This window comes from Inhella sp. (assembly GCF_041912635.1).
In the GTDB taxonomy this organism is placed as follows: domain Bacteria; phylum Pseudomonadota; class Gammaproteobacteria; order Burkholderiales; family Burkholderiaceae_C; genus Inhella.
In genome coordinates, this window is sequence record NZ_JAYRMO010000029.1 from 1 (window position 1) to 26,025 (window position 26,025).

The 26,025-nt window shown below is 69.4% G+C and carries 28 protein-coding genes; 19 read left to right on the forward strand and 9 right to left on the reverse strand.

All coding sequences use genetic code 11. The features are described 5' to 3' along the window. The 10 genes from ACE3QP_RS16190 to ACE3QP_RS16235 all read left to right on the forward strand — a co-directional run. A partial coding sequence (locus ACE3QP_RS16190; protein WP_374437520.1) for a Kelch repeat-containing protein occupies nt 1–1,410 on the forward strand: 1,410 nt, incomplete at its 5' end. Between the two features lie 18 nt (nt 1,411–1,428). Next, nucleotides 1,429–2,244 carry a glucose 1-dehydrogenase gene (locus ACE3QP_RS16195; protein ID WP_374437521.1) on the forward strand — a complete coding sequence of 272 codons (816 nt, stop codon included), beginning with the start codon at nt 1,429–1,431 and terminating at the stop codon, nt 2,242–2,244. Beyond that, nucleotides 2,244–2,816, forward strand: a complete 573-nt coding sequence (locus tag ACE3QP_RS16200) for a dihydrofolate reductase family protein (protein WP_374437522.1) — start codon at nt 2,244–2,246, stop codon at nt 2,814–2,816. Before ACE3QP_RS16195 ends, ACE3QP_RS16200 begins: the two co-directional genes overlap by 1 nt. A 12-nt stretch (nt 2,817–2,828) precedes the next feature. After that, on the forward strand, nt 2,829–3,527 hold the full coding sequence (locus ACE3QP_RS16205; protein WP_374437523.1) for a hypothetical protein: 699 nt from the start codon (nt 2,829–2,831) through the stop codon (nt 3,525–3,527). Between the two features lie 50 nt (nt 3,528–3,577). Beyond that, the gene (locus ACE3QP_RS16210; protein WP_374437524.1) at nt 3,578–4,279 is read left to right on the forward strand and encodes a cytochrome c; all 702 of its coding nucleotides are present in this window, start codon (nt 3,578–3,580) and stop codon (nt 4,277–4,279) included. Next, nucleotides 4,276–5,520, forward strand: coding sequence for a c-type cytochrome (locus ACE3QP_RS16215; protein ID WP_374437525.1), 1,245 nt, complete (start codon nt 4,276–4,278; stop codon nt 5,518–5,520). Before ACE3QP_RS16210 ends, ACE3QP_RS16215 begins: the two co-directional genes overlap by 4 nt. 35 nt (nt 5,521–5,555) lie before the next feature. Continuing rightward, nucleotides 5,556–6,161 (forward strand): ANTAR domain-containing response regulator, encoded by a 606-nt coding sequence (locus ACE3QP_RS16220; protein WP_374437526.1) that lies wholly within the window; start codon nt 5,556–5,558, stop codon nt 6,159–6,161. 294 nt (nt 6,162–6,455) lie between these two features. Further along, on the forward strand, nt 6,456–7,688 hold the full coding sequence (locus ACE3QP_RS16225) for a CmpA/NrtA family ABC transporter substrate-binding protein (protein WP_374437527.1): 1,233 nt from the start codon (nt 6,456–6,458) through the stop codon (nt 7,686–7,688). An 11-nt stretch (nt 7,689–7,699) separates the two neighbouring features. Next, nucleotides 7,700–8,593 carry a nitrate ABC transporter permease gene (gene ntrB, locus ACE3QP_RS16230; RefSeq protein WP_374437528.1) on the forward strand — a complete coding sequence of 298 codons (894 nt, stop codon included), beginning with the start codon at nt 7,700–7,702 and terminating at the stop codon, nt 8,591–8,593. Continuing rightward, nucleotides 8,586–9,365, forward strand: coding sequence for an ABC transporter ATP-binding protein (locus tag ACE3QP_RS16235; protein ID WP_374437529.1), 780 nt, complete (start codon nt 8,586–8,588; stop codon nt 9,363–9,365). Before ntrB ends, ACE3QP_RS16235 begins: the two co-directional genes overlap by 8 nt. 89 nt (nt 9,366–9,454) lie before the next feature. On the opposite strand, the gene ACE3QP_RS16240 is transcribed toward ACE3QP_RS16235, so the two are convergent. Then, on the reverse strand, nt 9,455–9,619 hold the full coding sequence (locus tag ACE3QP_RS16240) for a hypothetical protein (protein ID WP_374437530.1): 165 nt from the start codon (nt 9,617–9,619) through the stop codon (nt 9,455–9,457). Between the two features lie 202 nt (nt 9,620–9,821). Then, nucleotides 9,822–10,106, reverse strand: a complete 285-nt coding sequence (locus ACE3QP_RS16245) for a hypothetical protein (RefSeq protein WP_374437531.1) — start codon at nt 10,104–10,106, stop codon at nt 9,822–9,824. 372 nt (nt 10,107–10,478) lie between these two features. Between ACE3QP_RS16245 and ACE3QP_RS16250 the strand changes: the two genes are divergently transcribed. Continuing rightward, entirely contained in the window at nt 10,479–10,685 is a 207-nt protein-coding gene (locus ACE3QP_RS16250) for a hypothetical protein (protein ID WP_374437532.1), read from the forward strand. Nucleotides 10,686–10,694: 9 nt separating this feature from the next. On the opposite strand, the gene ACE3QP_RS16255 is transcribed toward ACE3QP_RS16250, so the two are convergent. The 5 genes from ACE3QP_RS16255 to cphA (ACE3QP_RS16275) form a co-directional block, all read right to left on the reverse strand. Next, the gene (locus ACE3QP_RS16255) at nt 10,695–11,468 is read right to left on the reverse strand and encodes a class I SAM-dependent methyltransferase (RefSeq protein WP_374437533.1); all 774 of its coding nucleotides are present in this window, start codon (nt 11,466–11,468) and stop codon (nt 10,695–10,697) included. Nucleotides 11,469–11,477: 9 nt separating this feature from the next. Beyond that, nucleotides 11,478–11,855, reverse strand: a complete 378-nt coding sequence (locus ACE3QP_RS16260) for a VOC family protein (RefSeq protein WP_374437534.1) — start codon at nt 11,853–11,855, stop codon at nt 11,478–11,480. A gap of 61 nt (nt 11,856–11,916) precedes the next feature. Continuing rightward, on the reverse strand, nt 11,917–12,591 hold the full coding sequence (locus ACE3QP_RS16265) for a helix-turn-helix transcriptional regulator (protein ID WP_374437535.1): 675 nt from the start codon (nt 12,589–12,591) through the stop codon (nt 11,917–11,919). Nucleotides 12,592–12,611: 20 nt separating this feature from the next. Continuing rightward, nucleotides 12,612–15,182 carry a cyanophycin synthetase gene (cphA, locus tag ACE3QP_RS16270; protein ID WP_374437536.1) on the reverse strand — a complete coding sequence of 857 codons (2,571 nt, stop codon included), beginning with the start codon at nt 15,180–15,182 and terminating at the stop codon, nt 12,612–12,614. A gap of 13 nt (nt 15,183–15,195) precedes the next feature. Then, a complete protein-coding gene (gene cphA, locus ACE3QP_RS16275) occupies nt 15,196–17,376 on the reverse strand; it encodes a cyanophycin synthetase (protein WP_374437537.1) in 2,181 nt (726 codons plus the stop codon). 102 nt (nt 17,377–17,478) lie between these two features. Here cphA (ACE3QP_RS16275) and ACE3QP_RS16280 point away from each other — a divergent pair, with 102 nt between their 5' ends. The 4 genes from ACE3QP_RS16280 to ACE3QP_RS16295 all read left to right on the forward strand — a co-directional run bounded on the left by ACE3QP_RS16280 (nt 17,479) and on the right by ACE3QP_RS16295 (nt 21,955). Further along, nucleotides 17,479–19,788, forward strand: a complete 2,310-nt coding sequence (locus tag ACE3QP_RS16280; RefSeq protein ID WP_374437538.1) for an ABC transporter ATP-binding protein — start codon at nt 17,479–17,481, stop codon at nt 19,786–19,788. Beyond that, nucleotides 19,788–20,258 carry a DUF1854 domain-containing protein gene (locus ACE3QP_RS16285; RefSeq protein ID WP_374437539.1) on the forward strand — a complete coding sequence of 157 codons (471 nt, stop codon included), beginning with the start codon at nt 19,788–19,790 and terminating at the stop codon, nt 20,256–20,258. The genes ACE3QP_RS16280 and ACE3QP_RS16285 overlap by 1 nt, the downstream gene beginning before the upstream one ends. Nucleotides 20,259–20,349: 91 nt before the next feature. Further along, on the forward strand, nt 20,350–21,264 hold the full coding sequence (locus tag ACE3QP_RS16290; RefSeq protein WP_374437540.1) for an acyltransferase: 915 nt from the start codon (nt 20,350–20,352) through the stop codon (nt 21,262–21,264). A gap of 223 nt (nt 21,265–21,487) precedes the next feature. Then, entirely contained in the window at nt 21,488–21,955 is a 468-nt protein-coding gene (locus ACE3QP_RS16295; protein ID WP_374437541.1) for a hypothetical protein, read from the forward strand. A gap of 64 nt (nt 21,956–22,019) precedes the next feature. On the opposite strand, the gene ACE3QP_RS16300 is transcribed toward ACE3QP_RS16295, so the two are convergent. Both ACE3QP_RS16300 and ACE3QP_RS16305 read right to left on the reverse strand, forming a co-directional pair. Continuing rightward, nucleotides 22,020–22,301, reverse strand: coding sequence for a hypothetical protein (locus ACE3QP_RS16300; protein WP_374437542.1), 282 nt, complete (start codon nt 22,299–22,301; stop codon nt 22,020–22,022). A gap of 146 nt (nt 22,302–22,447) precedes the next feature. Continuing rightward, nucleotides 22,448–23,134, reverse strand: a complete 687-nt coding sequence (locus tag ACE3QP_RS16305) for a 16S rRNA pseudouridine(516) synthase (RefSeq protein ID WP_374437543.1) — start codon at nt 23,132–23,134, stop codon at nt 22,448–22,450. A 62-nt stretch (nt 23,135–23,196) separates the two neighbouring features. Between ACE3QP_RS16305 and ACE3QP_RS16310 the strand changes: the two genes are divergently transcribed. The 4 genes from ACE3QP_RS16310 to can are packed head-to-tail and all read left to right on the forward strand — an operon-like array spanning nt 23,197 to nt 25,938. Continuing rightward, nucleotides 23,197–24,375: an isovaleryl-CoA dehydrogenase gene (locus tag ACE3QP_RS16310; protein WP_374437544.1), complete on the forward strand. Its 1,179-nt coding sequence runs from the start codon at nt 23,197–23,199 to the stop codon at nt 24,373–24,375. Next, nucleotides 24,375–24,749 carry a hypothetical protein gene (locus tag ACE3QP_RS16315; protein WP_374437545.1) on the forward strand — a complete coding sequence of 125 codons (375 nt, stop codon included), beginning with the start codon at nt 24,375–24,377 and terminating at the stop codon, nt 24,747–24,749. Before ACE3QP_RS16310 ends, ACE3QP_RS16315 begins: the two co-directional genes overlap by 1 nt. Beyond that, nucleotides 24,746–25,276, forward strand: coding sequence for a GNAT family N-acetyltransferase (locus ACE3QP_RS16320; RefSeq protein WP_374437546.1), 531 nt, complete (start codon nt 24,746–24,748; stop codon nt 25,274–25,276). Before ACE3QP_RS16315 ends, ACE3QP_RS16320 begins: the two co-directional genes overlap by 4 nt. Beyond that, nucleotides 25,273–25,938, forward strand: a complete 666-nt coding sequence (gene can, locus ACE3QP_RS16325; protein WP_374437547.1) for a carbonate dehydratase — start codon at nt 25,273–25,275, stop codon at nt 25,936–25,938. The genes ACE3QP_RS16320 and can overlap by 4 nt, the downstream gene beginning before the upstream one ends. Nucleotides 25,939–26,025: the final 87 nt, after the last annotated feature.

Genomic DNA, 26,025 nt, shown 5'->3' on the forward strand with positions numbered 1-26,025 from the left:
CATGCCGGCGCCTTGTTGGTGGCCGCCGTGCTCAGCGCCTGTGGCGGCGGGGGCAGCTCCAGCACGCCTGCGCCGCAACCCACGCCGCCCGGTAACCCCAACCAGCCGCCTCCTACCAATCCGCCGCCGGGCAACCCGGCACCGCGCGTGCTCAGCTTCCAGTCCGATCGCAGCGAGGTGTTTGTGGGCGACTCCGTGCTGCTGAAGGCCGAGTTCGAGGGCCAGTTCGGCCGCCTCGACCCTGACGGCACGGCCTTGCAGTCCGGCCAGAGCCTGCGCGTCGGGCCGCTGGACCGCGAGCGCGAGTTCCGTCTGGTGGTGGGCAGCGCGGGTCGGCAGGACGCTGAAGCCGTGCTGCGCGTGCCGGTGCGATTTCGTGACCGCTATGTGAACCTGCCGCAAACGCTGTACCTGTCCCAACACGCCGCGCTGCTGGCCGACGACGGCAGCGTGCTGCTGATCGGCGGCTCGCGGGGCGGTGGGGCCTTGAGCGACCGGGTGGATCGATACGACCCGCAGAGTGGCTCCATCCTGCCCTTCGGCCAGCTGATCAGCGGCCGCGCGGCGCCGGTGGCCACGCGGCTCCCGCAAGGGCAGATCCTGGTCACCGGCGGCTTCCTGAGTGGCGCCGATTGGCGCGCCGCCGAACTGCTGGACGAGCGCACCGGTCAAAGTCAGCCGGCCGGCACGATGAGCACGCCGCGCACCGACCACGCAGCCGCCCTCCTGCCCGGGGGCCGGGTGCTGGTGGCGGGTGGGGTGGTCTCGTACGGCGGCAGCGCGCCGGCCATCAGCGCCACCGCCGAGATCTGGGAGCCGGCCACGCGCACCTTCCGCCGCCTGCCCCAGGGCATGCACAGCAGCCGCACCGGTCACACCATGACGGTGCTCGGCAGCGGCAAGATCCTCATCGTCGGGGGCCACAGCGACAACCCCAACGCCCCGTTGGCCGAGCTGTTCGATCCCGCCACCGAACGCTTCACACCGGTGGAAAGCGGCCTGCCGCTGCGCAGCCAGCATGCCGCTCTGCTGGGACCGGATGGCCGTGTGCTGATCCTGGGTGGCGAGCTCGTGGGCGAGAACCCCCAGCCCAGCGCCAGCGTGCTGCGCTACGACCCCGCCAGCGGCCACTTCGCCGAGCTCCCGCCGCTGCGCCAGCCGCGCAGCCAGGTGCGCGCCACCCTGCTGCCCAGCGGCCAGGTGCTGCTGTTTGGCGGGCAGACGGCGGCGAACAGCCATGCCTGGAGCGCCGAGCGCTACGACCTCGCGCTGGGCGGTCAGGCCCTGGCCGACATGGCGGGCGAGCGCGCCGGCCACAGCGTGACCCGGCTGCGCAGCGGCCGCGTGCTGGTGGTGGGTGGCGAAAGTCTGCAGGGCCAGTTCAACGCTACCGTGCAGATTTACGAGTAAGGACTTCGGAGGAGAAGCATGGCCGTGCAAGGAAGACTGCAAGACAAGGTGGCGTTGATCACCGGAGCAGCGCGCGGCATCGGCGCGGCGATTGCCGAGGCCTTTGTGCGCGAGGGCGCACGGGTCTGGGTGAGCGACCGCGACGGCCCCGGCGCCCGGGCCTGCGCGCAGCGCCTGGGCGCCGCGGCGCTGACCCTGGATGTGCGCGAGGAGGCCGACTGGATCCGCGCCATGGACCAGGTGCTTGCCGCCGTCGGCCGGCTGGATGTGCTGGTGAACAACGCCGGCATCAGCGGCCTGGAGCAGGGCGCCGCGCACGACCCCGAGCACGCGTCGCTGGAGGACTGGCGTGCCGTGCACGCGGTCAACTCCGACGGCGTGTTCCTCGGCTGCAAGCACGGCATCCGCGCCATGCGCCACAGCCCCGCGGCGTCCATCATCAACATCAGCTCGCGCTCTGGGCTGGTGGGCATTCCCATGGCGGCCGCCTACGCGGCCAGCAAGGCCGCGGTGCGCAACCACACCAAGAGCGTGGCGCTGTACTGCGCGCAGCTGGGCCTGCCGATCCGCTGCAACAGCATCCACCCGGCGGCCATCCTGACCCCCATGTGGGAACCCATGCTGGGCGAGGGCCCCGAGCGCGAAGCGCGCATGGCCGCCTTCACGGCCGACTGCCCGCTGCGCCGCTTCGGCACGCCCGAAGAGGTGGCCGCCGTGGCCCTGCTGCTGGCCAGCGACGAGAGCGCCTACATGACCGGCACCGAGCTGCACGTGGACGGCGGCATCCTGGCCGGCGCCGTGGTCGCCCCGCAAGCGGCGGAGGAGCAAGCCTGATGCGCGCCCGTGCCCATGCCTTTCTGGCCGCCTCGCTCGACGGCTTCATCGCCCGGCCCGATGGCGGCCTGGACTGGCTGCTGCAACGCCATGCCCAGGCCCCCGCGGGGGAGGACTTCGGCTACGCCGAATTCTTCTCCCGCATGGATGCCCTGGTGATGGGCCGCGGCAGCTTTGAAGCCGTGCAGGGCTTCGACCCCTGGCCCTATGGCGACAAGCCCGTGTGGGTCTGCTCACGCCGCCCCTTGCAGCTGCTGCCCGGCAAGCCCCTGCAGCAGACGGCCGAGCCCTTGGCCGCGCTGCTGGAGCGCCTGGGCGGGCAGGGCGTGCGCCAGGTCTATCTGGACGGTGGCCAGCTGGTGCACAGCGCGCTGCGCGAGGGCCTGCTGGACAGCCTGACGCTGACCGTGATTCCGGTGCTGCTGGGCCAGGGCCGCACGCTCTGGGGCGCGCTGCCGGGCGATGTGGGCCTGCAGCTGGAAGCGGCCACGCCGTACCCCGATTGCGGCTTCGTGCAGCTGCGCTACCGGGTCAACGCCGAACGCAACGAGGCCGTTGCCGGCGACCCCTGACGAGAACCGACGATGCAACGATTCCTTTCCCGGGCCGCTCTGGCCACCGCCTGCCTGGCGCTGAGTGCCTGCAGCGGCCTGGTGCGCGAAGCCCGCATGCAACTGCCGTCCGAGCTGAACGCTTCGGCCGCCGAAACCCTGGGCCCGGTGGGCGCGGGCCGGCGCGGCGAGTTCAAGCTGGACGGCGCGCCGCTGCGCTTCGAGCGCGAGTCCTCCACCTGGCAGCTGTTCGACCGCGCGCTCGAGTTCGGCAGCGCCCCGCTGCGCTTTGAGTGGCAGCGCGCCAGCGGCCCCCGCCGCGCCAGCTGCACGGCGCGCCGCCACGAGCTGCAGGCCGGCGTGCTGGCGGTGGAGCTGCGCCCCTTCCAGCTGCGCTGCGAGTGGGAGGGTGGGGAAGGCGGGGAGGGCGGCCGCGCCCAGCTGAGCCTGAGCGAACGCCGTGTGCGCGCCACGCTGGACCAGCGCGAAGGCGAGTACCAGCGGGGCAAGCAGCGCCTGCAGATCAGCTCGGTGCACCAGTACGAGGGCAGTGGCATCGCCAGCCAGCGGCCGCTGGGCTACCTGATGCGCCTCGACGGCCGTGTGGTGGGCGCGCTGGACCTGGTGGGTGGCACGCCGCGCCTGTGGCGCCCCGATGCCGCCAGCGCCGCGGCCGTCACCGAGGCGGCCACCGCCCTGGCCCTGCTGTGGGAGCCCGGTAGCGAGCGCTGAAAGACCCAGTGGCCGCCTGGGCCGCTGCAAACCCAGGCAGCATGGCAGGCATGTCGATGACCCTGTTTGCCGCCCTGCGGCGCGCCGGCCTGTTGCTGCTGGCCCTGGCCGGCGCCCCGGCGCCCGCCGCCCCCGCTCCTCAAGACACCCTGGCCCAGCGCCTGCAGGCCTGCACCGTCTGCCACGGCGCTGAGGGCCGTGCCACCCCCCAGGGCTACCACCCGCGCCTGGCGGGCAAGCCGGCCGATTACCTCTACCAGCAGTTGCTCGCCTTCCGGGACGGCCGCCGCTCCAACGCGGTGATGGCCAGCCTGATGGCGCCGCTCAGTGACGCCTACCTGCGCGAGATTGCCGGCTACTTCGCCACCCTGGACTTGCCCTACCCCGCGCCGGCCCGGCCGGCGGCCAGCCCGGAGCAGCTGCGCCGCGGTGAGCAGCTGGTGCGCCAGGGCGACAAGGCGCGCGGCCTGCCCGCCTGCGCGGCCTGCCACGGGGCGGGGCTGGGCGGGCGCCTGCCCGGCATCCCGGGCCTGCTGGGCCTGCCGCCGGACTACCTGCTCGGCCAGCTGGGTGCGTGGCGTGTGGGCCAGCGCCGCGCCCAGGCCCCCGATTGCATGGCCGAGCTGGCACGCCGCCTAAGCCCCGAAGACGTGGCCGCCGTGACGCGCTGGATCGCCCACCAGCCGGTGCCCCCCGGCCTGCAGCCCGAAGCCCCGGCGCCCCTCCCCGAGCCCTGCGGAGCCGCGCAATGAAGCGCGCCTTGCGACGAAGCCTGGCCCTGCTGCTGCTGGGGCTCGTGATGTTTGCCGCTTGGGTGGCCTGGATGAACCGCAGTCCGGCCCCTGCTCCAGCCCAAGCCTTCTCCAGCACCCCGGCCCTGATCGAGCGCGGCGCCTACCTGGCCCGCACCGGCAATTGCGTGGCCTGCCACACGGCGCGCGGCGGCCTGCCCTACACGGGCGGGCGCGGCATCGAGACGCCCTTCGGCACCGTCTTTGCGGGCAACCTCACGCCCGCGCCGCGCACCGGCCTGGGCAGCTGGAGCGCCGAAGACTTCTGGCAGGCCCTGCACCACGGCCGCGGGCGCGACGGCCGGCTGCTAAACCCCGCCTTCCCATACACCGCCTTTACCAAGGTGACGCGGGACGACAGCGACGCGCTGTTCGCCTTTCTGCAAAGCCTGCCGGCGCAGGAGCGCGCGCGCCCGCCGCACGCGCTGCGCTTCCCCTACAACCAGCCCTGGGCCCTGGCCGTGTGGCGCGCGCTGCATTTCCGGCCCGGTGAGTTCCTAGCCGAGCCCGCGCGGGATGCGGCCTGGAACCGCGGTGCCTACCTGGTGCAAGGCCTGGGCCACTGCGCCAGCTGCCACGCGCCGCGCAACGCGCTGGGCGGCAGCCTGGCCGATGCCGCTCTGGGCGGCGGCCTGATGCCGGTGAGTGGCTGGTACGCCCCGGCCCTGGGCGGCGCGCGCGAAGCCGCCGAGCTGCCCGGCCTGCTGCGCAGCGGCCAGTCCGCCCGCGGCGCAGCGCTGGGGCCGATGGCCGAGGTGGTGCTGCACAGCACCCAGTACCTGAGTGAGGCCGATCTGCGGGCCATGGCCGCCTACCTGGGCAGCCTGCCTGACCCTGAGGCGGTGGAGAGCCAACCGGACCGGCAACCCGCCCAGCAGGCCGGCCGCGCCAGCCTGGGCGCACGGCTCTACACCCAGCATTGCGCCGCCTGCCATGGCGAGCAGGGCGATGGTCAGGGCCTGTACCCGCCGCTGGCCGACAACCGCACCCTCGCCCTGCCCAGCCCCGCCAACCTGGTCAAGGCCATCCGCCACGGCGGTTTTGGCCCTTCCACCGCCGCCAACCCGCGTCCCTTCGGCATGCCGCCCTTTGGTCATGTGCTCAGCGAAGCCGAAATTGCCGCCGTGGCCACCCATGTGCGCCTGCGCTGGGGGAAGGGGGCCGGTGGGGTGAGCGAACTGCAGGTGCTGCAGACGCCCTGACAGGCAACTGGCACGGTGCTTGCACAGCAGGGGGCATGGCCATTCCCATGCCCCCTGCTGCCGCCCTGCGTGTGCTGCTGATCGACGACGGCGCCCACCGCGTGCGCCTGGTCGCCGAAGCGCTGATCCTGCAGGGCCACCAGGTGGTGGGCGTGCTGGACGAGGCCACACGCATCCAGGCCGCGGTGGAGGAACTGCGGCCTGATGTAGTGATCGTGGACGCCGAATCGCCCAGCCGCGACACCCTGGAGCACCTGGCCCTGATGCACGAGCGCGCCCCGCGCCCGGTGGTGATGCTGGCCGATGACGCCGCCTCGCAAACCATCCGCGCCGCGCTGCGCGCCGGCGTGAGCGCCTATGGCGTACCCGAGCTGCAGCCCGAGCGCCTGGCCGCCGTGCTGGCGGTGGCGCAGGAGCGCTTTGCGCAGGACCGCAGCCTGCGCGAGGAGCTGAATGCCGCCCAGCTCGAGCTGGCCACGCGCAAGCAGATCGAGCGCGCCAAGGGCCTCTTGATGCAAGAGCAGGGCCTGAGCGAGGACGCCGCCTACAAGCGCCTGCGCAAACTGGCCATGGACCGGGGTGAAACCTTGGCCAGCGTGGCCCAGCGCGTCATCGCCGCCGCCGAGCTGCTGCGGGGCTGAAACCCCGGCCCGGCACCGAGACGGGGCCGATCTGCACCAGCACGGCGCGTCCGCAGCGCCAAACGGCCACCGCATGGGGCAGACCCCCCCTGAAAAAAGCTGGCACGGCTCCTGCAATAGAGAAAGCGTCACCCGCAACGGGGCGGGTGGCAGGAATAAAGGGAGCGCAAGCCCCCGGCATTCCTAAGCTGTGTTGGACAAGGGCGTCCAGCTGACAGCTGGCCGCCTGGATTGGTCTCCTGAGGCGGGCAGACGTTGGCTGTGACGCCCTCTTTTTTTGCCTTGGAGCCACCGATGAGCGATGACCCCCTGAACACCTCCCGCCGCAGCCTGCTGGGTGCCGGCGCCGCGGCCGCCGCCAGCAGCGTGCTGCCGCGCGCCTGGGCCGCCGGCTCGGACAAGCCCGAGAAGGAAGAGGTGCGCATCGGCTTCATTCCGCTGACCGACTGCGCGTCGGTGGTGATGGCCTCGGTGCTGGGCTTCGACAAGAAGTACGGCATCAAGATCGTGCCGACCAAGGAAGCCAGTTGGGCCGGCGTGCGCGACAAGCTGGTCAACGGCGAACTGGACTGCGCCCATGTGCTCTACGGCCTGATGTATGGCGTGCACCTTGGGGTGGGCGGGCCCAAGAAGGACATGGCGGTGCTGATGACGCTGAACCGCAATGGCCAGGCGCTCACCCTGTCGAAGAAGCTGGCCGAGCAGGGCGCGGTGGACGGCGCGGGCCTGGCCAAGCTGATGGCGAAGGAAAAGCGCGAGTACACCTTCGCGCAGACCTTCCCCACCGGCACGCATGCCATGTGGCTGTACTACTGGCTGGCCGCGCATGGCGTGCACCCGCTGAAGGACGCCAAGGTCATCACCGTGCCGCCGCCGCAGATGGTGGCCAACATGCGCGTGGGCAATATGGATGGCTTCTGTGTGGGCGAGCCCTGGAACCACCGCGCCATCATCGACGGCATCGGCATCACCGCCTCCACCACCCAGGAGGTCTGGCCCGAGCACCCCGAGAAGGTGTTGGGCACCACGTCCGAGTTCGTCAAGAAGTACCCCAACACCGCCCGCGCGGTGGTGATGGCGGTGCTGGAGGCGGGGCGCTGGATCGACGCCGGCCTCATCAACAAGAACAAGATGGCCGAGACGATTGCCGAGAAGGCGTATGTCAACACCAGCGTCGACGCGATCAACCAGCGCATCCTGGGCCGCTACCAGAACGGCCTGGGCAAGACCTGGGACGACCCGCGCCACATGAAGTTCTTTGACGACGGCGCCGTCAACTACCCCTACCTGAGCGACGGCATGTGGTTCCTGACCCAGCACAAGCGCTGGGGCCTGCTGAAGAGCCACCCCGACTACCTGGCCGTGGCCCAGCAGGTGAACCAGACCGAGCTCTACAAGCAGGCGGCCGCGCAACTGAAGATCAGCGTGCCCAAGAGCGACTTCCGCACCAGCAAGCTGATCGATGGCGTGAGCTGGGACGGCAAGGACCCGGCCAAGTACGCCGACGGCTTTGCCCTCAAGGTCTGAAGGAGAACACCATGGTTGCTGCCGTCTTCCACCAGGCCGAGGTGCTCACCCCGACTGCGCCCGCTCCTGCGCTCTCACCCGCTCTCGCCCCCGCGCCGCTGCGCGCCACCAAACCGGCGCGCACACCGCGCGCACCCTGGCTGCGCCGTGCGCTGCTGCCCGTGCTGGCCCCCGTGCTCGGCCTGGCCCTGCTGGTGGGCGTGTGGGCGCTGCTCACGCAAAAGGGCGGCCCCTTTCCCACACCCCAGGCCACCTTCGATGCCGCAGCGAAGCTGTTCGCCGACCCCTTCTACCGCAACGGCCCGAACGACCAGGGCATCGGCTGGAACATCCTGAACAGCCTGCAGCGCGTGGGCCTGGGCTTTGGCCTGGCGGCGCTGGTGGGCATTCCGCTGGGCTTCCTCATCGGCCGCTTTGCCTTCCTGGCAGCGATGCTGAACCCCTTGGTGAGCTTGCTGCGTCCGGTCAGCCCGCTGGCCTGGCTGCCGATCGGCCTGCTGGTGTTCAAGAGCGCCAACCCGGCGGCCATCTGGACCATCTTCATCTGCTCCATCTGGCCCATGATCCTCAACACCGCCCAGGGCGTGCAGCGCGTGCCGCAGGACTACCTGAACGTTGCCCGCGTGCTGAATCTGAGCGAGTGGAAGCTGATCACCCGCATCCTCTTCCCCGCCGTGCTGCCCTATCTGCTGACGGGCGTGCGGCTGAGCGTGGGCACGGCCTGGCTGGTGATCGTCGCGGCCGAGATGCTGACCGGCGGCGTGGGCATCGGCTTCTGGGTCTGGGACGAGTGGAACAACCTCAACGTCGCTCACATCCTGATCGCCATCTTTGTCATCGGCTTCGTCGGCCTGCTGCTCGAACAGCTGCTGCTCCTGCTCGCTCGAAAGGTTTCCCATGATTGAGATCCAACACGTGGACATGGTGTTCGACACGCAGCGCGGGCGCTTCCATGCGCTGCAGGACGTGAGCCTGAACATCCGGCGCGGCGAGTTCATGACCCTGATCGGCCACAGCGGCTGCGGCAAGAGCACGCTGCTGAACCTGATTGCCGGCCTGCTCAAGCCCACGAGCGGGGCGCTGATCTGCGACAAGCGCGAGATCGACCGCCCCGGCCCCGAGCGCGCGGTGGTGTTCCAGAACCACTCGCTGCTGCCCTGGCTGAGCTGCTTCGAAAACGTGCTGCTGGCGGTGGAAACCGTGTTCGGCAAGCGCGAGAGCCGCAGCCAGCTGCGTGCCCGCACCCAGGCCGCGCTGGAGCTGGTGGGCATGGCGCATGCGGCGGGCAAGCGGCCGGCGGAGATTAGCGGCGGCATGAAGCAGCGGGTGGGCATTGCCCGTGCGCTGGCCATGGAGCCCAAGGTGCTGCTGATGGACGAGCCCTTCGGCGCGCTGGATGCGCTGACGCGCGCCCAGCTGCAGGACGAGCTGCTGGCGATCGTGGCGCGCACCGGCGCCACCGTGGTGATGGTGACGCACGATGTCGACGAGGCCGTGCTGCTGTCGGACCGCATCGTCATGATGACCAACGGGCCCGCGGCGACGATCGGCGAGGTGCTGACGGTCGACTTGCCACGCCCGCGCGAACGCGTCGCATTGGCCGAAGACGCCCGCTACATGCAGGCGCGCAAGGCGGTGATCGACTTCCTCTACACCCGCCACAAAGCCGCCGCCTGAAATGACAAAGCCCGGCGGTGCCGGGCTTTGCGCTGCAGGCGGGAGGACCCCGAAGGGCGCGCGGCTCGAGTGCGCGCCCCGGGCCGCCTTCAGGTCTTGGTGCTCTGGCTGCTCTTGGCGATCAGCAAGGCGTTGGGCTTGACTGGGTCCGCTGCGGGCTGCTGGCTCAGCAGGCTGGCGCCCACAAAAGCCAGACCCACCAAGGCCAGGGCGGCCAGCAGATCACTCAGCAGGGGCGGCAGGCGCAGGTTCATGGTGGGTCTCCGGTGCGAGAAGCGATGGGTGGACTGTGCGACGGGGCGGCGGGCGATGCGAGCCGGCTGCGACGAACTGCGGTTTGCGGCGGGCGAATGGCTCGTTGCGCCGCTCAAAAGTGAAAAGCCCGGCGGCGCCGGGCTCAAAGCAAACAGCCCGGCAGTGCCGGGCTGTTCGAGGTATCGCGGAACGCTGGGCGGCTCAGCAGACTGCGGTACTTGAAGGCAGGCAATTCGCCGCGGCCTGCGCCACGCGCTCGGCTTGCTCGGCGCGCTTGGCGGTGATCACCACCGTGGGCAGCTGGTGCACCACCTGGTGGGCGCGCGGCACCACCACTTCCACCGGCGGCAGCACCGTCACCATGTGCAGCTCTTCGTGCAGCGGGGCCGGGGCGTAGGTGGCGAGGGCGGCGGCGCTGGCGAAGGTCAGGCCGGCCATCGTGACGAAGGTCAGGACATCGGCGAGGCGGGAAGTGGTGCGGCTCATGGTGGGCTCCTTGGGGTTCAGCGTTGCGATGGCTGAACTTTGCGGGATTGCCCTAATCGACACGAGTGGCTTGCGACGATCTGCCGATTTCAGGCCCTGAATCGACGTCCAGCGCTGTGGACTGCGCCACCGGCGGTGATTTGTCGCACCTGCAGCCGCGCCTCCTTCGTCCGACTGAGGCTGGAAAGCTCCTGGGGCAGGACACTCTCATCTGTAACAAGAAGTGGCAGCCTCAAGGTGTCAACAATGGGAAAAAGAATGACGTCGGCGGCGCGGGCCCAAGCTCACCCGCAGGCCCGGTTTGGCGCGAACAAGCGCAGGCAGAACACTCAGGCCGAAGTCTGGGTGACGGGCAGCCAGGAGCAGGGTTGGTTGACTTGGCCCGCTCAGACGGTGCAGGGCGGGCGGCCCGTGCGCTTTGAGCTGTGCCTCAACCCCGACCAGGAGGGCTACCTGCTCAGCTATCGATCCGAGGATGGTGAGCTCAGTGGTGACACCTGGCATCGCAGCGAAGCCGAGGCGCGCGGCGTGGCGGAGCAGGACTTCAATGTGCGCAGCGAGGCCTGGCGACACGTCTGAGCCCAAGTCTCAGCAGCGCAGGCTCCCCATCAGGCAGAGGGTTCGGTAGGGCAGCTCCACTTGCCCATTCGCGGCATGGCGGCTGAATAGCGCCGCCAAAAGAGGCATCAGCGCCTGCCCGGCTGCGCTATCGCGTGCCGGCATGTAGGAGCGCGAAAACACCAGGGCCTGCAACCCGGTCTGGTCCAGCCGGTGGCCATGTGGCCCCGTCCATTGCTGCAGGTCGGCGCCCAGAAACTCATGGGCGCGGGCGCGGTCGTTGTCCGCCGTCTGCGCGGCCCGGCCGTGGCCGCCGAACTCGGTCAGCAAGGCATCCAGTTCGCGGTTCAAGGCCGATTCCGCCACGCGGTCGTTCCACACCAATGCCACCCGGCCCCCTGGACGCAGCACGCGCTCGAACTGCCGGCGCGCCGGGCCGACATCGAACCAGTGGAAGGCCTGCGCGGCGGTGATGAGGTCGAAATCGGCTGCGTCCGCCGGCAGGGCCTCGGCCTGGCCCGCCGCGCTGCGGTAGCGCGGGTGGGCGCCCAGGCGCGCATCGCAGGCGGCGCGCATGGCGGCCTCGGGCTCCACCGCCAGCACCTCCCAGCCGCGGGCCAGCAGGCTCTGCGTGAACAGGCCGGTGCCAGCGCCCAGATCCAGCACCCGTGGGTCCGCGGGCAGCTGGCCGGCCAGCCACTCGAACAGGTCCGCCGGGTAGTCGGGCCGGGCCGCCTGGTAATCGGCCACCTTGGCGGCAAAGAGCTGGGTCAGCGGTGCACCAAAGGCGGCCTGCAGGTTCATGCCGGCATATCAGGAGGCCGTGGGCCAGAACACCCGCACGCGGTGTCCGTCAGGGTCGGCCGTGGTGGCGGTGTAGCCGAAGTCCATGGCCGTGGGGGCTTGCAGATCCGGCCAGCCCGTGGCCAGCCAGGCGGCGTGGTGGGCATCCACCTCGCCACGGCTGGCGCACTGGATGACCAGCTCGGCAGAACCCGGTGCAGCTTGCGCCGTCGGCAGCACGTCCGCACGGGCCCACAGGCCCAGAACCATGTGCTCGCCGAGCTGGAAGCTGGCGAAACCCGGGTGGTGCTCAAGCGGGGCGGCGCCCAGCAGATGGCGGTAGAACTCGACGCTGTGCGCGACGCTGGCGACGTAAAGGATCAGGCAGTTGGGAATCAGGGCTTGCATGAAGGGCTCCGGTTGAAGAGCCGCCATGCTCGGGCGCGGCACTGTCAGATCCTGTCAGCAGTCATTCTAGCGGCGGGATGCCTTCGCGCGCGCGCCACTCGGCCAGCAGGGCCTGGCGCGGGCGTGGGTAGCTGCGGTCCAGCAGTTCCAGGGTCTGCAGCCGGTCCAGGCGAAAGTGGCGGTAGTCCTGACGCAGTTCGCACCAGGCCGAGAGCACGCGCGATTGCTCGAAGAAGCCCAGCGCGAAAGGCCAGAGCACGCGCTCGCTGAAACGGCCCTGTCCATCGCAGTAGCCCACCTGGATGCAGCGCTGCTGGCGCAGGGCCTGGCGCAGCAGGCCGGGCCAGCGCGGGTCGCTGGCCGTCTGCTCGACGGGGGGAACCAGCAGGGGGTTGTGGTCCAGCTCGTGCCGCAGCGTGGCGGGCAGCACGGCACGGATGCGCGCCAGGGCCTGGCGGGCGGCCTCGCCCAGGGCCGGGTCGGCGCTGCGCTGCGCCACCCAGCGCACGCCCAGGGCCAGGGCCTCAATCTCCTCGACGCCGAACATCAGCGGCGGCAGGCTGTGGCCGGGGCGCAGCAGGTAGCCCACGCCCGCCTCGCCCTCGATCGTGGCGCCTTGCGCCTGCAGGGCGGCGATGTCGCGGTAGAGCGTGCGCAGGCTGATGCCAAGCTGGCCGGCCAGCTGTTCCCCGCGCACCGGGCGGCGGTGGCGGCGCAGCAGTTCCAGCAGGGCCAACAGCCTTTCTGCTCGCCCCACTACTCGCTGCAACGACGGCGCAGATGCGCCAGCGCCTCCTCAACCTGGTCCACCAGCACCAGGCACAGATCGCCTTCTTCCAGCGTTGCCAGGGCGTGGTCGATGGCGACGAACTCGCCGCGGATCTCATCCACCTGGCGCGTGCGGCTGGCGCCTTCGAGCCCCTTGCGCAGCAGGGCCAGCACCTCGCCATCCTCGCGGCCGCGTTGGCAGGCGTCCTGGTAGAGCACCACCTGGTCAAAGGCAGCCCCCAGGATCTGGGTCTGCTCCGTGATGTCCTGATCGCGGCGATCGCCCGCACCGCTGATCACCACCACACGCTTCTTGCCCGGCAGGGCATCGACGGCGGTCACCAGTGCGCGCATCGCGTCGGGGTTGTGGCCGTAGTCGGCGATCACGGTGGCGCCCTGGAACTCCATCACATTGAAGCGGCCGGGGGCGTTGTCGCCGTCGCTGTTGAAGCTGGCCAGGCCGCGGCGGATCGCGTCCCAGGCCAGGCCGGCGCCCCAGGCGGCCGCTACGGCGGCCATGACGTTCTCGACCTGGAAGCCGAGCAGACCACCGCGCGTGATGGGGATGTCGCGCAGCGGGATCGACTCGCGCCAGGCGCCATCGCTGGCCACCACGGCGCCTTCATCCACGAACACGCAGCGCCGGCCCTGCGCCCGGTGCGTGGCCATCAGCGGCAGGTGGCGGTCGGCGCAGAAATAAATGATCTGACCCGGGCACTGCGGTGCCATCGCGGCCACCAGCGGGTCGGCTGCGTTCAGCACGGCATAGCCGCTGGGCGCCACGTTTTGCACCACCACGGACTTGAGGCGGGCGATGTCCTCGACCGTCTCGATGTAATTCATGCCCAGGTGGTCGCCGGCGCCCACATTGGTCACCACGGCAACCTGGCAGCGGTCGAAGCCGAGACCCTCGCGCAGGATGCCGCCGCGCGCGCACTCGAACACCGCGGCCTCCACATCGGGGTGCATCAGCACATTGCGCGCGCTCTTCGGGCCGGAGCAATCGCCGCTGTCGATCTGACGGCCGTCCACATAGACGCCGTCGGTGTTCGTCATGCCCGTCGTCATGCCGCTGGTGGCAAACAGATGCGTGATCAGGCGTGCCGTGGTCGTCTTGCCGTTCGTGCCGGTGACGGCGACGACGGGGATGCGGCCGTCCTCGTTCTTGTCCGAGCCGTAGATGCTTTGGATCACCGCCTTGCCGACATTGCGCCCCTTGCCGTAGGAGGGCGAGAGGTGCATGCGCAGGCCCGGCGCGGCGTTCACCTCGACGATGCCGCCGTTCACTTCTTCGAGCGGCCGCATCACGGTCTCGGCCACCACATCGACGCCGCAGACATGCAGGCCGACGATCTGGGCCGCCGCAATGGCGCGCTGTGCGACCTCGGGGTGCACGTCGTCCGTCACATCCGTCGCGCTGCCGCCGGTGCTCAGATTGGCGTTGTTGCGCAGGATGACGCGCTGGCCCTTCTCGGGCACGGCATCCGGCGTCAGCCCCTGCAGCGCCAGGCGGGTGATGGCGATGTCGTCCAGGCGGATCTTGGTCAGCGAGGTGGCGTGGCCGTCGCCACGGCGCGGGTCTTCGTTGACCTTGGCCACCAGCTCGCGCACGGTGTGCACGCCGTCGCCGCTGACCTGCGGCGGGTCCCGCCGCGCCGCGGCCACCAGCTGATTGCCCACCACCAGCAGGCGGTAGTCGGAGCCGGGCAGGAACTTCTCCACCATCACCTCGCCGATCTCCTCGGCGGCCTTGTAGGCGGCCTCGAAGCCCTCGCGGGTGCTGACGTTGACGGTCACGCCCTTGCCCTGGTTGCCGTCCTGGGGCTTCACCACCACCGGCAGGCCGATCTCCTGCGCGGCGGCCCAGCCGTCCTCCACGCTGTCCACCGGGCGGCCGTGCGGCACCGGTACGCCGGCGCTCTGCAGCAGGCGCTTGCTCAGGTCCTTGTCCTGCGCAATCGACTCGCTCACGGCGCTGGTGGCATCCACCTCCGCGGCCCAGATGCGGCGCTGCTTGTGGCCCCAGCCGAACTGCACCAGCGAGCCCTGCGTCAGCCGGCGATAGGGCACACCGCGCGCCACGGCGGCATTGACGATGCTGCCGGTGGAAGGGCCCAGGCGCACGTCTTCGTCGAGCTCGCGCAGGGCCTTGATGACGGCCTCGTCATCCCAATCCTCGCGGCCTTCCAGCGCGGCCTGCATCAGCTTGATGGCTTCGTCGCAGGCCAGGCGGCCCACGTCTTCCTCGCTGTACTCCACCACCACCTGGAAGTGCCCGGGCGTGGGCGTGCGGTGGGTGTGGCTGAAGGTGACCGGGCAGCCCGCCTGGGCCTGCAGCGCCAGCGTGGCCTGCTCCAGCACATGGGCCAGGCTCACGGGTTCCTTCTGCGGGCTGTGCAGCGGCCCCACGCCGGGAAAGAGGGCGCGCAGCCGGGTCTCGAAACCGGGCAGGTCGTTGATGTCGCACTCGGCCGGGGTGCACACCACCACCGCCTCGATGGCGATGTGGCGGCTCCAGATGTTCGGGCCACGCAGGGCGCGGATGCGGGAGATTTCCATGTTGTCTCTCGGGTCAGGCTGCGGGGATGAAGGTTTCGAGGCCGGCGGCGATCAATTCCGGCGAAATGCCGAGTGCCCAGGCACTGGCCACCGCGGCCAACACGGCCGGCGCCTCGCAGCTCAGGCCCGCCGCGGCATAGCGGCGCAGCAGGGAATCGACATTGGCGCCGACCACCTCGCCCTCTGGGCCCAGCAGCCAGGCCTGGCCGGTGCGCAGCACCACCGCGCGGCCCTCGCCGTGCCGGTGCGCCACCAGCGGGGCGGCCTGCTCGTTGCAGCTGTAGAAGATCACCTCGCCGTCGCACAGCTCGGCCATGCTGGCCACCTGTTCGTCCTCGGCATTCAGCACCGCCGCGCCCTCGGGCAGCACCACGTCCACCTGGGTGCGCAGCACCTTGAAGAGCTGGGCCTGCTCGCGCACATCGTGGTGGTGCAGCTGGTCGTTCAGGTTCAGGTCGGTGACGACACCGACCAGGCAGCGGTCGTAGGCCAGACCGTCGTTCAGGATCGAGCTGGCGTCGTTTTCGGCCACCACGGCATCCACTCGGCGGTTCATCAGCAGGCGGTGCGCGGCGTCAAAGGGCCGCTTGACCTGCTTCTCCACCTGGCGCGGGCCCAGGAACAGGCCGGCGTGGCAGGCCAGGCCCACCTGCTTGCCATGCAGGTGCAGCAGCCAGGCCACCAGGCGCGCAATCGGCGTGGTGCCGTTCGGGCTGTTCGTGCCGGTCACCCCCACGATGGGAATGCGCCCGCTCTCGTCCTCGGCGAAGAGGTGGTCCACGATGGCCTGGCCGACGGGCTGGGGCACGCCCTCGGCAGGCTTCAGGTGCATCAGCAGGCCGGGGCCGGCGTTCACCTCGACGATGGCGCCACCCTGCTCCTGCAGCGGCTTGCCGATGTCCTCGCACACCAGGTCGATGCCGGCGATGTCCAGGCCGACGGTGCGTGCCGCCAGACCCACGGCATGGGCCACTTCGGGGTGCACCTCGGCCGTGCAGTCAATCGCCACATTGCCGTTGCGCTGGATCAGCACGCGCTGGCCATGGGCGGGCACCGAGCTGGGGCTGAGGTTCTGGCGCTGCAGCTCCAGCAGCACCACCGGGTCTTCCTCGGGGGTGACGCGGTTAAGAGGGAAGTCCTCGGTCAGGCCGCGGCGCGGGTCGGTGTTGATCTGCTGGTCGATCAGCTGCTGCACGCTGTGCTTGCCGTCGCCATGGACCCAGGCCGATTCGCCGCGCGCGGCGGCCACCACCTTGCCGCCCACCACCAGCAGGCGGTGCTCGTTGCCGGGGATGCAGCGCTCCACCAGCACTTCCGAGCCTTCGGTTTCGGCCAGCGCGAAGGCGGCGTGCACGTCCTGCTCGGTCTTCAGGTCCAGGGTGACGCCGCGGCCATGGTTGCCGTCGCTGGGTTTGACGACCACCGGCAGACCCAGGTCCTGCGCGGCCTCCCAGGCGGCCTCGGCACTCTTGGCCACCACGCCGTGTGGCACGGGCACGCCCACCGCCTGCAGCAGGGTTTTGGTGAGGTCCTTGTCGCGGGCGATGCCCTCGGCGATGGCGCTGGTGCGGTCGGTCTCGGCCGTCCAGATGCGACGCTGCTTGGCGCCATGGCCCAGCTGCACCAGGTTGCCGTCGTTCAGGCGGATGTGCGGGATGCGGCGCTCGGTGGCGGCGGCCACGATGGCGGCGGTGCTGGGGCCGAGGTAGCAATCGTCAATCGTGTCGCGCAGGCGCGCCACAGCGGCCTGCACATCAAAGCGCTCATCGTTGATGGCGGCCATCAAAAGCGCATGGCCTTCCCGCAAGGCGGCGCGCGCCACCTGCTCGTCGCGGGCGCGGAACACCATGCGGTAGACGCCGCGCTGGGAGGTCGAGCGCGTCTGGCCGAAGCCGGTCGGCATGCCGGCCAGGTTCAGCAGTTCGATCACCACATGTTCGAGCACATGGCCGCACCAGGTGCCTTCCTGCAGGCGCTGCAGGAAGCCGCCGCGCTCGCCCACGCCACAGTGGTGTTCCACCAGGTTGGGCAGCCAGCTGCACAGGCGCTCGTTCAGGCCGGGCAGTTGGTGGCTGGGGTGGTCTTCCAGCTCGCCCAGGTCCAGCCACACTTCCAGGCAGCTGCGGTAGGTCCAGATATTGGGGCCACGCAGGTAGTTGATGCGCAGCAGCTGGATGTCGTTCTTTTTGCTCATGGACGGGACCGTTTCGACGCCGATGGGGCTGGATTCTGCTCTGGACTGCTACGAGGGGCGGCTCACGCACAATTCGTCGCCTGCCGACCCGAAGAACAAACCATGCAGCCCTTTCCCCTGAGTGACGCCTTGCGCCAACACCCCCTGTGGGAGGGCGAGGGCGGCTTGCGGTCGCAGTTGCAGGCCGGCGAGAACGTGATCGCGCTGGCGGCCGTTGACCTGAGCCGCGAGCTGGCCTTCGCGCCCGGGCTGCTGGCCCTGGTCGAGGCGCCCCAGGGTGCGTTCCGCTTGCTGGATGTCGGGGCGCGCAAGTCCTGGCTGGTGCAGCCGGGCCTGCAGCTGCGCTGCCACGACCACGCCGGGCTGGGCTGTCTCGAGCTGTGCGACGCCCAGCAGCGCCTGCAGCACTGGCACTTCACCCTGGCCGAACAGCTGAGCGTGACGCGCCTGCAGGACGGCTTCTCTCAAGCCCTGGACCAGTTGGCCGGCCAGGCCCCGCCCGAGCGCGGCGAGGACGCCGCCCTGTGCCCCACCTGCCAGGCTCCGCTGCCCCCGGACAGCGAGGAATGCCCCACCTGCCACCGCGAGCTGCACACGCCGCCCAGTACCTGGGTGCTGCTGCGCCTGTGGCGTTTTGCCCGGCCCTACCAGGGCCAGCTGCTGCTAGGCTTCTTGCTGATGATGGGCGCCACCGGCGCCACGCTGGTGCCGCCCTACCTGACCATGCCCTTGATGGACCAGGTGCTGATCCCCTTCCAGAACGGTCAGCCGATCGACACTGGCCTGGTGGGCCTGCTGCTAGCCGGGCTGTTCGGTGCCGCGCTGGTGAGCTGGAGCCTGGGCTGGGCCAAGACCTACATCCTGGCTCTGGTTTCGGAGCGCATCGCTGCGGACCTGCGCACGGCCACCTTCGAGCATCTGCTCGGCCTGTCGCTCGAATACTTCGGCAACAAGCGCACCGGTGACCTGATGGCCCGCATCGGCTCCGAGACCGACCGCATCTCGGTGTTCCTCAGCCTGCACGCGCTGGACTTCATCACCGACGTGCTGATGCTGGCCATGACGGCCATCATCCTGTTCAGCATTCACCCCGGCCTGGCCCTGGCCACGCTGGTGCCCTTGCCCTTCATCGCCTGGCTGATCCATCTGGTGCGCGACCGCCTGCGCACCGGCTTCGAAAAGATCGATCGCGTCTGGGGCGAAGTCACCTCCGTGCTGGCCGACACCATCCCCGGCATCCGCGTCGTCAAGGCCTTTGCGCAGGAGCGCCGGGAGGCCATGCGTTTCAAGGAGGCCAATGCCAACAACCTGGCCGTCAACGACAAGCTGAACAAGACCTGGAGCTTGTTCGGCCCCACGGTGGCGCTGCTGACCGAGATCGGCCTGCTCGTCGTCTGGGCCACCGGCATCTGGCTGGTCAGCCAGGGCGCGGTGACGGTGGGTGTGCTGACCGCCTTCCTGGCCTACATCGGACGCTTCTACGGCCGGCTGGATTCGATGAGCCGCATCGTCTCGGTGACGCAGAAGGCCGCGGCCGGCGCCAAGCGCATCTTCGACATCCTGGACCATGTCTCCAACGTGCCCGACCCGACCAACCCGGTGCCCTTCCAGAAGGCTCAGGGCGCCTTGAGCCTGCAGGGCGTGCACTTCCGTTACGGCAGTCGCGCCGTCATCAAGCGCCTGGATCTGGACATCCGCCCCGGCGAGATGATCGGCCTGGTGGGCCACAGCGGCTCGGGCAAGAGCACGCTGGTGAACCTGATCTGTCGCTTCTACGACGTCACCGAGGGCAGCATCCGCGTCGACGGCGTGGACCTGCGCCGCATCAAGGTGGCCGACTACCGCCGCCACATCGGCCTGGTGCTGCAGGAGCCCTTCCTGTTCTTCGGCACCATTGCCGAGAACATCGCCTACGGCAAGCCCGAGGCCACGCGCGAGGAGATCGTGGCCGCGGCGCGCGCCGCGCATGCGCACGAGTTCATATTGAGACTGCCGCATGGTTACGACAGCCTGGTGGGCGAGCGTGGCCAAGGCTTGAGCGGCGGCGAGCGCCAGCGCATCTCGATTGCCCGCGCGCTGCTGATCGATCCGGCCCTGCTGATCCTGGACGAGGCCACCAGCGCGGTGGACACCGAGACCGAGAAGGAAATCCAGAAGGCGCTGGACAACCTGGTGAAGGGCCGCACCACGATCGCCATCGCCCACCGCCTGAGCACCCTGCGCAAGGCCGACCGCCTGGTGGTGATGGACCGCGGCGAGATCGTCGAGCTCGGTGGGCACGACGAGCTGATCGAGAAGCAGGGCCACTACTGGCGCCTGTGGGAGGCGCAGGCCCGGCGCGTCGATGAAAGCGAGGACAGCGGTCTGATGGTCGTTTCGCCCAACCCCAACCAACACACGGTGAGCGCCTGATGGACTGGACCCTCTCACGCGACGCCTTCGGCAAGCTGGTGCTCACCGACGCTCAGGGCCAGGCCCATGTGGGCGTGAGCCCGGTGCGCGCCCACCCCATCAGCGCGCCCGACGAAGGCTTGAGCCTGATCGGCCCCGATGGCCATGAACTGGCCTGGGTGGACCGGCTATCTGGCCTGCCCGACGCACCGCGCCGGCTGATCGAGGACGAGCTGCGCAGCCGAGAGTTCCACCCGCAGTTGCAGCGCCTGGTGGCGGTCAGCACCTTTTCAACCCCGAGCCAATGGACGGTCGAGACCGACCGTGGCCCGTTGCAGTTCATCCTCAAGACCGAGGAAGACATCCGCCGCCTGGGGGGCCCGGGCGAGGGGCGTCTGCTGATCACCACCAGCCACGGTCTGCAGCTCTTCGTGGCCGACCGCTGGGCTCTGGACCGCGCCTCGCGCCGTCTGCTCGAGCGCTTCTTGTGAGCCGCACCGGCCACGCCGGGTTCATCCAGATCAATGCCCTTGAACCGGGCGCCCGGGAGAATTCGCCGCTCCCCGCGCCCTGATTGCCCCCATGCCTTCCCTGATTGCCATTCCGCTGGGTTTGCTCAGCTCGCTGCTGCTGGGCCTGAACACCATCTTCTGGTGCACGCCACTCTTCATCCTTTCGCTGGTCAAGCTGGTGCTGCCCTTTCAGGCTGCGCGCGCGGCCATCGACCCCTGGCTGAACCGCATCGCCAAGAGCTGGATTGCCTGCAACAGCGCCTGGATCGCGCTGATCAACCGTGCGCCCTGGGACGTGCAGGGGCTGGAGCAGCTCAAGCCCGGCGGCTGGTACATGGTGAACTGCAACCACCAGAGCTGGGTCGACATCTTTGTGCTGCAGAAGATCTTCAACCGGCGCATTCCCTTCCTGAAGTTCTTTCTGAAGCAGGAACTGATCTGGGTGCCGGTGATCGGCGTGGCCTGGTGGGCGCTGGACTTCCCCTTCATGCGCCGCCACGGCAAGGCGGCGCTGCGCAAGAACCCGGCGCTGCGCCACCAGGACATGGAGACCACCAAGCGCAGTTGCGCACGCTTTGCGCTGGCACCTACCAGCGTGATGAACTTCGCCGAGGGCACCCGTTTCACGGCGGACAAGCACCAGCGCCAGGAATCGCCGTATCGGCATCTGCTCAAACCCAAGAGCGGGGCGCTGGCCCTGGCGGTCAACATCCTGGGCGAGAAGTTCCGCGCCTTGCTGGACGTGACCCTGGTCTACCCCGACGGTGTGCCGACCTATTGGGACCTGGCCTGCGGACGCGTGGGACGGGTGATCGTGCGCGTGCATGAGCGCGCCATCCCCGCCGAGTTCGTGGAGGGCGATTGCATCGAGGACTCGGTGCTGCGCAAGCGCTTCGGAGCCTGGTTGCAGGCTCTCTGGGAAGAAAAGGACCGCGAGATCGACGCCCTGCAGGCCGCGGCATGCCAAGGCGCACGGTGCCGGTAGTTACCCCAATTGCCAAGCCTCTCCTGTGACTTTTCGGGGCGCTTGAAAACGGGCACAAGATCGCTGTCAGGCCTTCGGAAACGGGGGCTCTGACCCCAGCCGCTGCGTTCCCCGCGGCGCGCGACGCAAGGTGCTACGGCCGGGGTTTGACTTCAGATCCGGCGTGGGCATGGGCCCGCGCTGGGGTCTGGGTTCGTCAAACCAACGCCCCTTGGAGAGCACCATGACCCGCACCCGTCTGCAATCTTTCGCCCCCCTGCTGGCCGCCGTGCTGGCTCTCGGCTCCGGCGCCGCCCAGGCCCGTGACGACAACGCCCATCTGGACCGTGTGGAAGTCGCGGGCCAGTCGATGCGCGTGGACGTCAACCGCACCTGCCCGAACCTCGCCGCGGACCTGAGCGACGCGCTGGCCCGCAGCATCTATCGCGTGAACCTGGACGCCGACTACCAGGTCCGCTTCGACCTGCAGGGCGACCATGTCAGCGCTGTGCAGGCCTTGGGCGGCCCGGTGGATTACCGCCAGGCCGTGCGCGCCGCCATGCGCAAGGTCGACTGCCAGGATGCCCAGACCGCCGGCCAGGCGCAGCGCTTCGCCTTCGTGCTGGCGATCCGCAACAGCGACGAACCCGGCGGCGCGCAGCGCTTCGCCATCCGCGAACTGCCGCAACCGCTGACCGCCAGCGCCAACTGAGGCTTTGATTCAAAACAAAAAGCCGACCCGAGGGTCGGCTTTTTTTCGTCAACGCAGCGGGTGCTTACTGGGCCTTCAGCTTGCCCTTGCGGTAGCTGAACTGGTGCTCTTCCACGGCCGGCTTGCCGGCGGCGGTGGGGTTTGCGGCCAGCACCTTGGCGGGGTCCAGGCTGGCCAGGTATTGGTTGTACTGGCGCTCGTTGCAGCCCAGCTTGCCCTTGGTGTAGACGAACTCGTACTCGTTGGCCTTGGCGCCGTCGCGGGTGGCGCATTCGGTGCGCAGCGTGTCGTTGGCGGCAAAGGCGCTCAGCGGGGCGAGCAGGGCGAGCAGGGCGAACTTCTTCATGGGGTTACCTCGGCGGGGCTGTGAATCTTGAGCGGCCGGACAGGCAGCCACACCCCGGAATTTAGTCGCGAAGCGGCGGCGATGCATCGGGGGCAATACCGCCCGGTTGCGGGATGCGGCCGCCAATCCGGTGACTTATTCACGGTTCAGAGATCCGCCGGGTCGGCCCAGGCCCAGGCGCCGGGAGGCAGATCAGCAGGGATGCGCAGGCGACCGAAGCCGCTACGGTGCAGGGCTTCCACACGGTTGCCCACCGCGGCCACCATGCGCTTGACCTGGTGGTAGCGCCCGCCCGTCAGGGTCAGGATCAGCCGCGTGGGCTCGGGCAGCTCGGCCGCGGCGGCCTGAATGGGTTCGGGGTCGTCGTTCAGCACCACGCCCTTGAGCAACTGCTGGCGCGCGGTCTCGTCCATCGGGTGCTTGAGCGTGGCCTCGTAGATCTTCGGCACCTTCTTCTTCGGGTGCGTCAGGCGATGGATGAGCGCGCCGTCGTCGGTCAGCAGCAGCAGTCCGGTGGTGTCCTCGTCCAGCCGTCCTACCGGCTGCACGCCGCGCACGCGCAAGGGGCCGGGCAGCAGGCTCAGCACCGAGGGGTGGTGCTTGGGCTTCATGCTGCATTCAAAGCCGGTGGGCTTGTGCAGCAGGATCAGGGCCTTCTCGTGCACCGGCCAATCCTGGCCCTGGATCGTCAGCACCAGGCCATTGATGTCGAGGTCGAGTTCGGGGTCATCCAGCACTGTGCCGGCGCGCGAGACGGCGCCGTTGACGATCATGCCCAGGCACTCGTGCCGGGTGCCGAAGCCTTGGGAAAACAGGATCTGGGTCAGTCGCATGGCCGGCATCGTAGGGGGCGCTCCCTAGAATCCTTCTCTTTTCGGAAACTGCAGGTAACCCCATGAATCTCCCAGGTCTTGACTTCCAGTTGGGCGAGGACATCGACGCGCTGCGCGACGCTGTGCGCAGCTTCGCCGAGGCCGAGATCGCCCCGCGTGCGGCTGAGGCTGACCGCAACGACCAGTTCCCCATGGACCTGTGGCGCAAGATGGGCGAGCTGGGCGTGCTGGGCATCACCGTGCCCGAGGAGTACGGCGGCGCCAACATGGGCTACCTGGCCCACATGGTGGCGATGGAGGAGATCAGCCGCGCCAGCGCGTCGATCGGCCTGAGCTACGGCGCCCACAGCAATTTGTGCGTCAACCAGATCAAGCGCAACGGCAACGAGGCGCAGAAGCAGAAGTACCTGCCCAAGCTGATCAGCGGCGAACACGTGGGCGCGCTGGCGATGAGCGAGCCCGGTGCCGGCTCCGACGTCATCAGCATGAAGCTCAAGGCCGAGGACAAGGGCGGCTACTACCTGCTGAACGGCAGCAAGATGTGGATCACCAACGGCCCCGACGCCGACACCATGGTGGTCTACGCCAAGACTGAGCCCGAGCTGGGTGCCCGCGGTGTCACCGCCTTCATCGTCGAGAAGGGCATGAAGGGCTTCAGCACCGCGCAGAAGCTGGACAAGCTGGGCATGCGTGGCAGCCACACCGGCGAGATGGTGTTCCAGGACGTCGAGGTGCCGGCCGAGAACATCCTGGGCGGCCTGAACCAGGGCGCCAAGGTGCTGATGAGCGGCCTGGATTACGAGCGCGCGGTGCTGGCTGCCGGCCCCATCGGCATCATGCAGGCGGTGATGGACAACGTGGTGCCCTACATCCACGACCGCAAGCAGTTCGGCCAGAGCATCGGCGAGTTCCAGCTCATCCAGGGCAAGGTGGCCGACATGTACACCGTGCTGCAGGCCGGCCGCAGCTTCTGCTACACGGTGGGCAAGAACCTCGACAAGCTGGGCGCCGCCCATGTGCGCCAAGTGCGCAAGGACTGCGCCTCCGTCATCCTCTGGTGCGCCGAGAAGGCCACCTGGATGGCCGGCGAAGGCATCCAGATTTATGGTGGCAACGGCTACATCAACGAGTACCCGCTGGGCCGCCTGTGGCGCGATGCCAAGCTGTACGAGATCGGCGCGGGTACGAGCGAGATCCGCCGCATGTTGATTGGCCGCGAACTGTTTGCGGAGACGATGTGATGGTGCTGGCCTTCGGCGCATTGATGGTGGTTCTGGGCCTGCTTTCGGGCGGGGTGCTGACGGCCGCCGCGCTGGAGGTCACGAAGCTGCAGCCGGGCTGGACGGCCTGGCTGGCCTACCCGGGCCTCACCCTGCTGGGCTATGGCCTCTTCGTGGTGCCGGCCAATGACGGTCCGATCCAGCTGATGACCAAGGTCAGCGGCGCCCTGTGCCTGCTGCTGGGCATGGTGGCCATCGCTGTGCTGGTGCTGCGCTCGCTGGGCTTTCTGGCCTTCGAGGGCGGCACCTTCACGCTTTGGTGGGTGTTCGGCTGCAGCCTGCTGCTGGGGCCTCTGGGCTGGCTGGGGGCGCGGGTGCCCAAGGCGGGCGCATGAGCGAGGAACGCATCGAGCTGGGCCTGCCCGGCTGGCAGCTGCGCCGCTGGCGCGAGGCCGATGCCCCCGCGCTGCAGCGGCTGGCCGACGACGAGCGCGTCGCGCGCTGGATGGTGGACACCTGGCCCATGCCCTACACGCTGGACGATGCGCGCTGGTGGGTCACCGAGGGCCACCAGGCCAGCGGCGGCGGCACCTGGGCCATCTGCCTGAACGATGCGCCGCAGGGCGGCTGCGGCTTCCACCCCGGCCAGGGCCCGCTGCGCTGCAATGCCGAGGTGGGCTGGTGGCTGGCGCCCACCTTCTGGGGCCTGGGCGTGGCCAGCCGCGCAGCGCGGGAGGTGGTGGCGCAGGCACTGGCCCAGCCGGACATCACGCGGGCCTTCGCCGGCATCTATGACGGCAATGCACCCTCCCGGCGCGTGGCCGAGAAGATTGGCATGCAGTACGAAGGCCTGCAGCGCCAGAGTGTGATCAAGCAAGGGCGGGTCCTGGACCGGCATCTGTACGCAAGCTATCGAGCATGAGTCAGGACCTCGACGAACTGTTTTCCAAGAATCGCGACTGGGCGGCGGCGCAGGAAAAGCGCCAGCCCGGCTTCTTCACGCGCCTGCTGGGCCAGCAGACGCCGCAGTACCTGTGGATCGGCTGCGCCGACAGCCGCGTGCCTGCCAATGAACTGGTGGGCCTGCTGCCGGGTGAGCTGTTTGTGCACCGCAATGTGGCCAACCTGGTGGTGCACACCGATCTGAATGCGCTGTCCGTCATCCAGTTCGCCGTGGATGGCCTGAAGGTGCAGCACATCATCGTCGTCGGCCATTCGCAATGCGGCGGCGTCAAGGCCGCGCTGGCCGGTGCGCGCTTGGGGCTGGTGGACAACTGGCTGCGCCATGTGCAGGACGTGCGCGACCAGCATGCCGCGCTGCTGGAGCAGATCCCCGAGGCGCTACGCGTCGACGCCCTGGTGGAGCTGAACGTGCTGGAGCAGGCACGCAATGTCTGCCACACCACGGTCGTCAAGGACGCCTGGGCACGCGGCCAATCGGTGGTGGTGCACGGCTGGGTCTACGGCCTGCACAACGGCCTGCTGCAGGATCTGCGCATCACCGCCGGCGGGCCCGAGGATGTGATGCCGGCCTACAAAAAGGGTCTGGAGCGGGTGGCGCGCCGCTACCTGGCCGAGGTCTAGCTTCGGGCTGGCTTCGTCCAACGCGGATGCTGGTGCGGGCGATCCCCGTCGCGCCGGCTAGTCTGCGGGCTTGTGCAGAACGGACGG

Excerpts from the sequence above, each read along its gene's own strand:
- cphA (WP_374437536.1), bottom strand. The coding sequence starts at position 15,182 with ATGGAAATCTCCCGCATCCGCGCCCTGCGTGGCCCGAACATCTGGAGC.
- ACE3QP_RS16320 (WP_374437546.1), top strand. The coding sequence starts at position 24,746 with ATGAGCGAGGAACGCATCGAGCTGGGCCTGCCCGGCTGGCAGCTGCGC.
- ACE3QP_RS16290 (WP_374437540.1), top strand. The coding sequence starts at position 20,350 with ATGCCTTCCCTGATTGCCATTCCGCTGGGTTTGCTCAGCTCGCTGCTG.
- ACE3QP_RS16200 (WP_374437522.1), top strand. The coding sequence starts at position 2,244 with ATGCGCGCCCGTGCCCATGCCTTTCTGGCCGCCTCGCTCGACGGCTTC.
- cphA (WP_374437537.1), bottom strand. The coding sequence starts at position 17,376 with ATGAGCAAAAAGAACGACATCCAGCTGCTGCGCATCAACTACCTGCGT.
- ACE3QP_RS16300 (WP_374437542.1), bottom strand. The coding sequence starts at position 22,301 with ATGAAGAAGTTCGCCCTGCTCGCCCTGCTCGCCCCGCTGAGCGCCTTT.
- ACE3QP_RS16285 (WP_374437539.1), top strand. The coding sequence starts at position 19,788 with ATGGACTGGACCCTCTCACGCGACGCCTTCGGCAAGCTGGTGCTCACC.
- ACE3QP_RS16225 (WP_374437527.1), top strand. The coding sequence starts at position 6,456 with ATGAGCGATGACCCCCTGAACACCTCCCGCCGCAGCCTGCTGGGTGCC.
- ACE3QP_RS16245 (WP_374437531.1), bottom strand. The coding sequence starts at position 10,106 with ATGAGCCGCACCACTTCCCGCCTCGCCGATGTCCTGACCTTCGTCACG.
- ACE3QP_RS16280 (WP_374437538.1), top strand. The coding sequence starts at position 17,479 with ATGCAGCCCTTTCCCCTGAGTGACGCCTTGCGCCAACACCCCCTGTGG.
- ACE3QP_RS16215 (WP_374437525.1), top strand. The coding sequence starts at position 4,276 with ATGAAGCGCGCCTTGCGACGAAGCCTGGCCCTGCTGCTGCTGGGGCTC.
- ACE3QP_RS16310 (WP_374437544.1), top strand. The coding sequence starts at position 23,197 with ATGAATCTCCCAGGTCTTGACTTCCAGTTGGGCGAGGACATCGACGCG.
- ACE3QP_RS16315 (WP_374437545.1), top strand. The coding sequence starts at position 24,375 with ATGGTGCTGGCCTTCGGCGCATTGATGGTGGTTCTGGGCCTGCTTTCG.
- ACE3QP_RS16255 (WP_374437533.1), bottom strand. The coding sequence starts at position 11,468 with ATGAACCTGCAGGCCGCCTTTGGTGCACCGCTGACCCAGCTCTTTGCC.
- can (WP_374437547.1), top strand. The coding sequence starts at position 25,273 with ATGAGTCAGGACCTCGACGAACTGTTTTCCAAGAATCGCGACTGGGCG.
- ACE3QP_RS16295 (WP_374437541.1), top strand. The coding sequence starts at position 21,488 with ATGACCCGCACCCGTCTGCAATCTTTCGCCCCCCTGCTGGCCGCCGTG.
- ACE3QP_RS16195 (WP_374437521.1), top strand. The coding sequence starts at position 1,429 with ATGGCCGTGCAAGGAAGACTGCAAGACAAGGTGGCGTTGATCACCGGA.
- ACE3QP_RS16210 (WP_374437524.1), top strand. The coding sequence starts at position 3,578 with ATGTCGATGACCCTGTTTGCCGCCCTGCGGCGCGCCGGCCTGTTGCTG.
- ACE3QP_RS16205 (WP_374437523.1), top strand. The coding sequence starts at position 2,829 with ATGCAACGATTCCTTTCCCGGGCCGCTCTGGCCACCGCCTGCCTGGCG.
- ACE3QP_RS16305 (WP_374437543.1), bottom strand. The coding sequence starts at position 23,134 with ATGCGACTGACCCAGATCCTGTTTTCCCAAGGCTTCGGCACCCGGCAC.
- ACE3QP_RS16220 (WP_374437526.1), top strand. The coding sequence starts at position 5,556 with ATGGCCATTCCCATGCCCCCTGCTGCCGCCCTGCGTGTGCTGCTGATC.
- ntrB (WP_374437528.1), top strand. The coding sequence starts at position 7,700 with ATGGTTGCTGCCGTCTTCCACCAGGCCGAGGTGCTCACCCCGACTGCG.
- ACE3QP_RS16235 (WP_374437529.1), top strand. The coding sequence starts at position 8,586 with ATGATTGAGATCCAACACGTGGACATGGTGTTCGACACGCAGCGCGGG.
- ACE3QP_RS16240 (WP_374437530.1), bottom strand. The coding sequence starts at position 9,619 with ATGAACCTGCGCCTGCCGCCCCTGCTGAGTGATCTGCTGGCCGCCCTG.
- ACE3QP_RS16260 (WP_374437534.1), bottom strand. The coding sequence starts at position 11,855 with ATGCAAGCCCTGATTCCCAACTGCCTGATCCTTTACGTCGCCAGCGTC.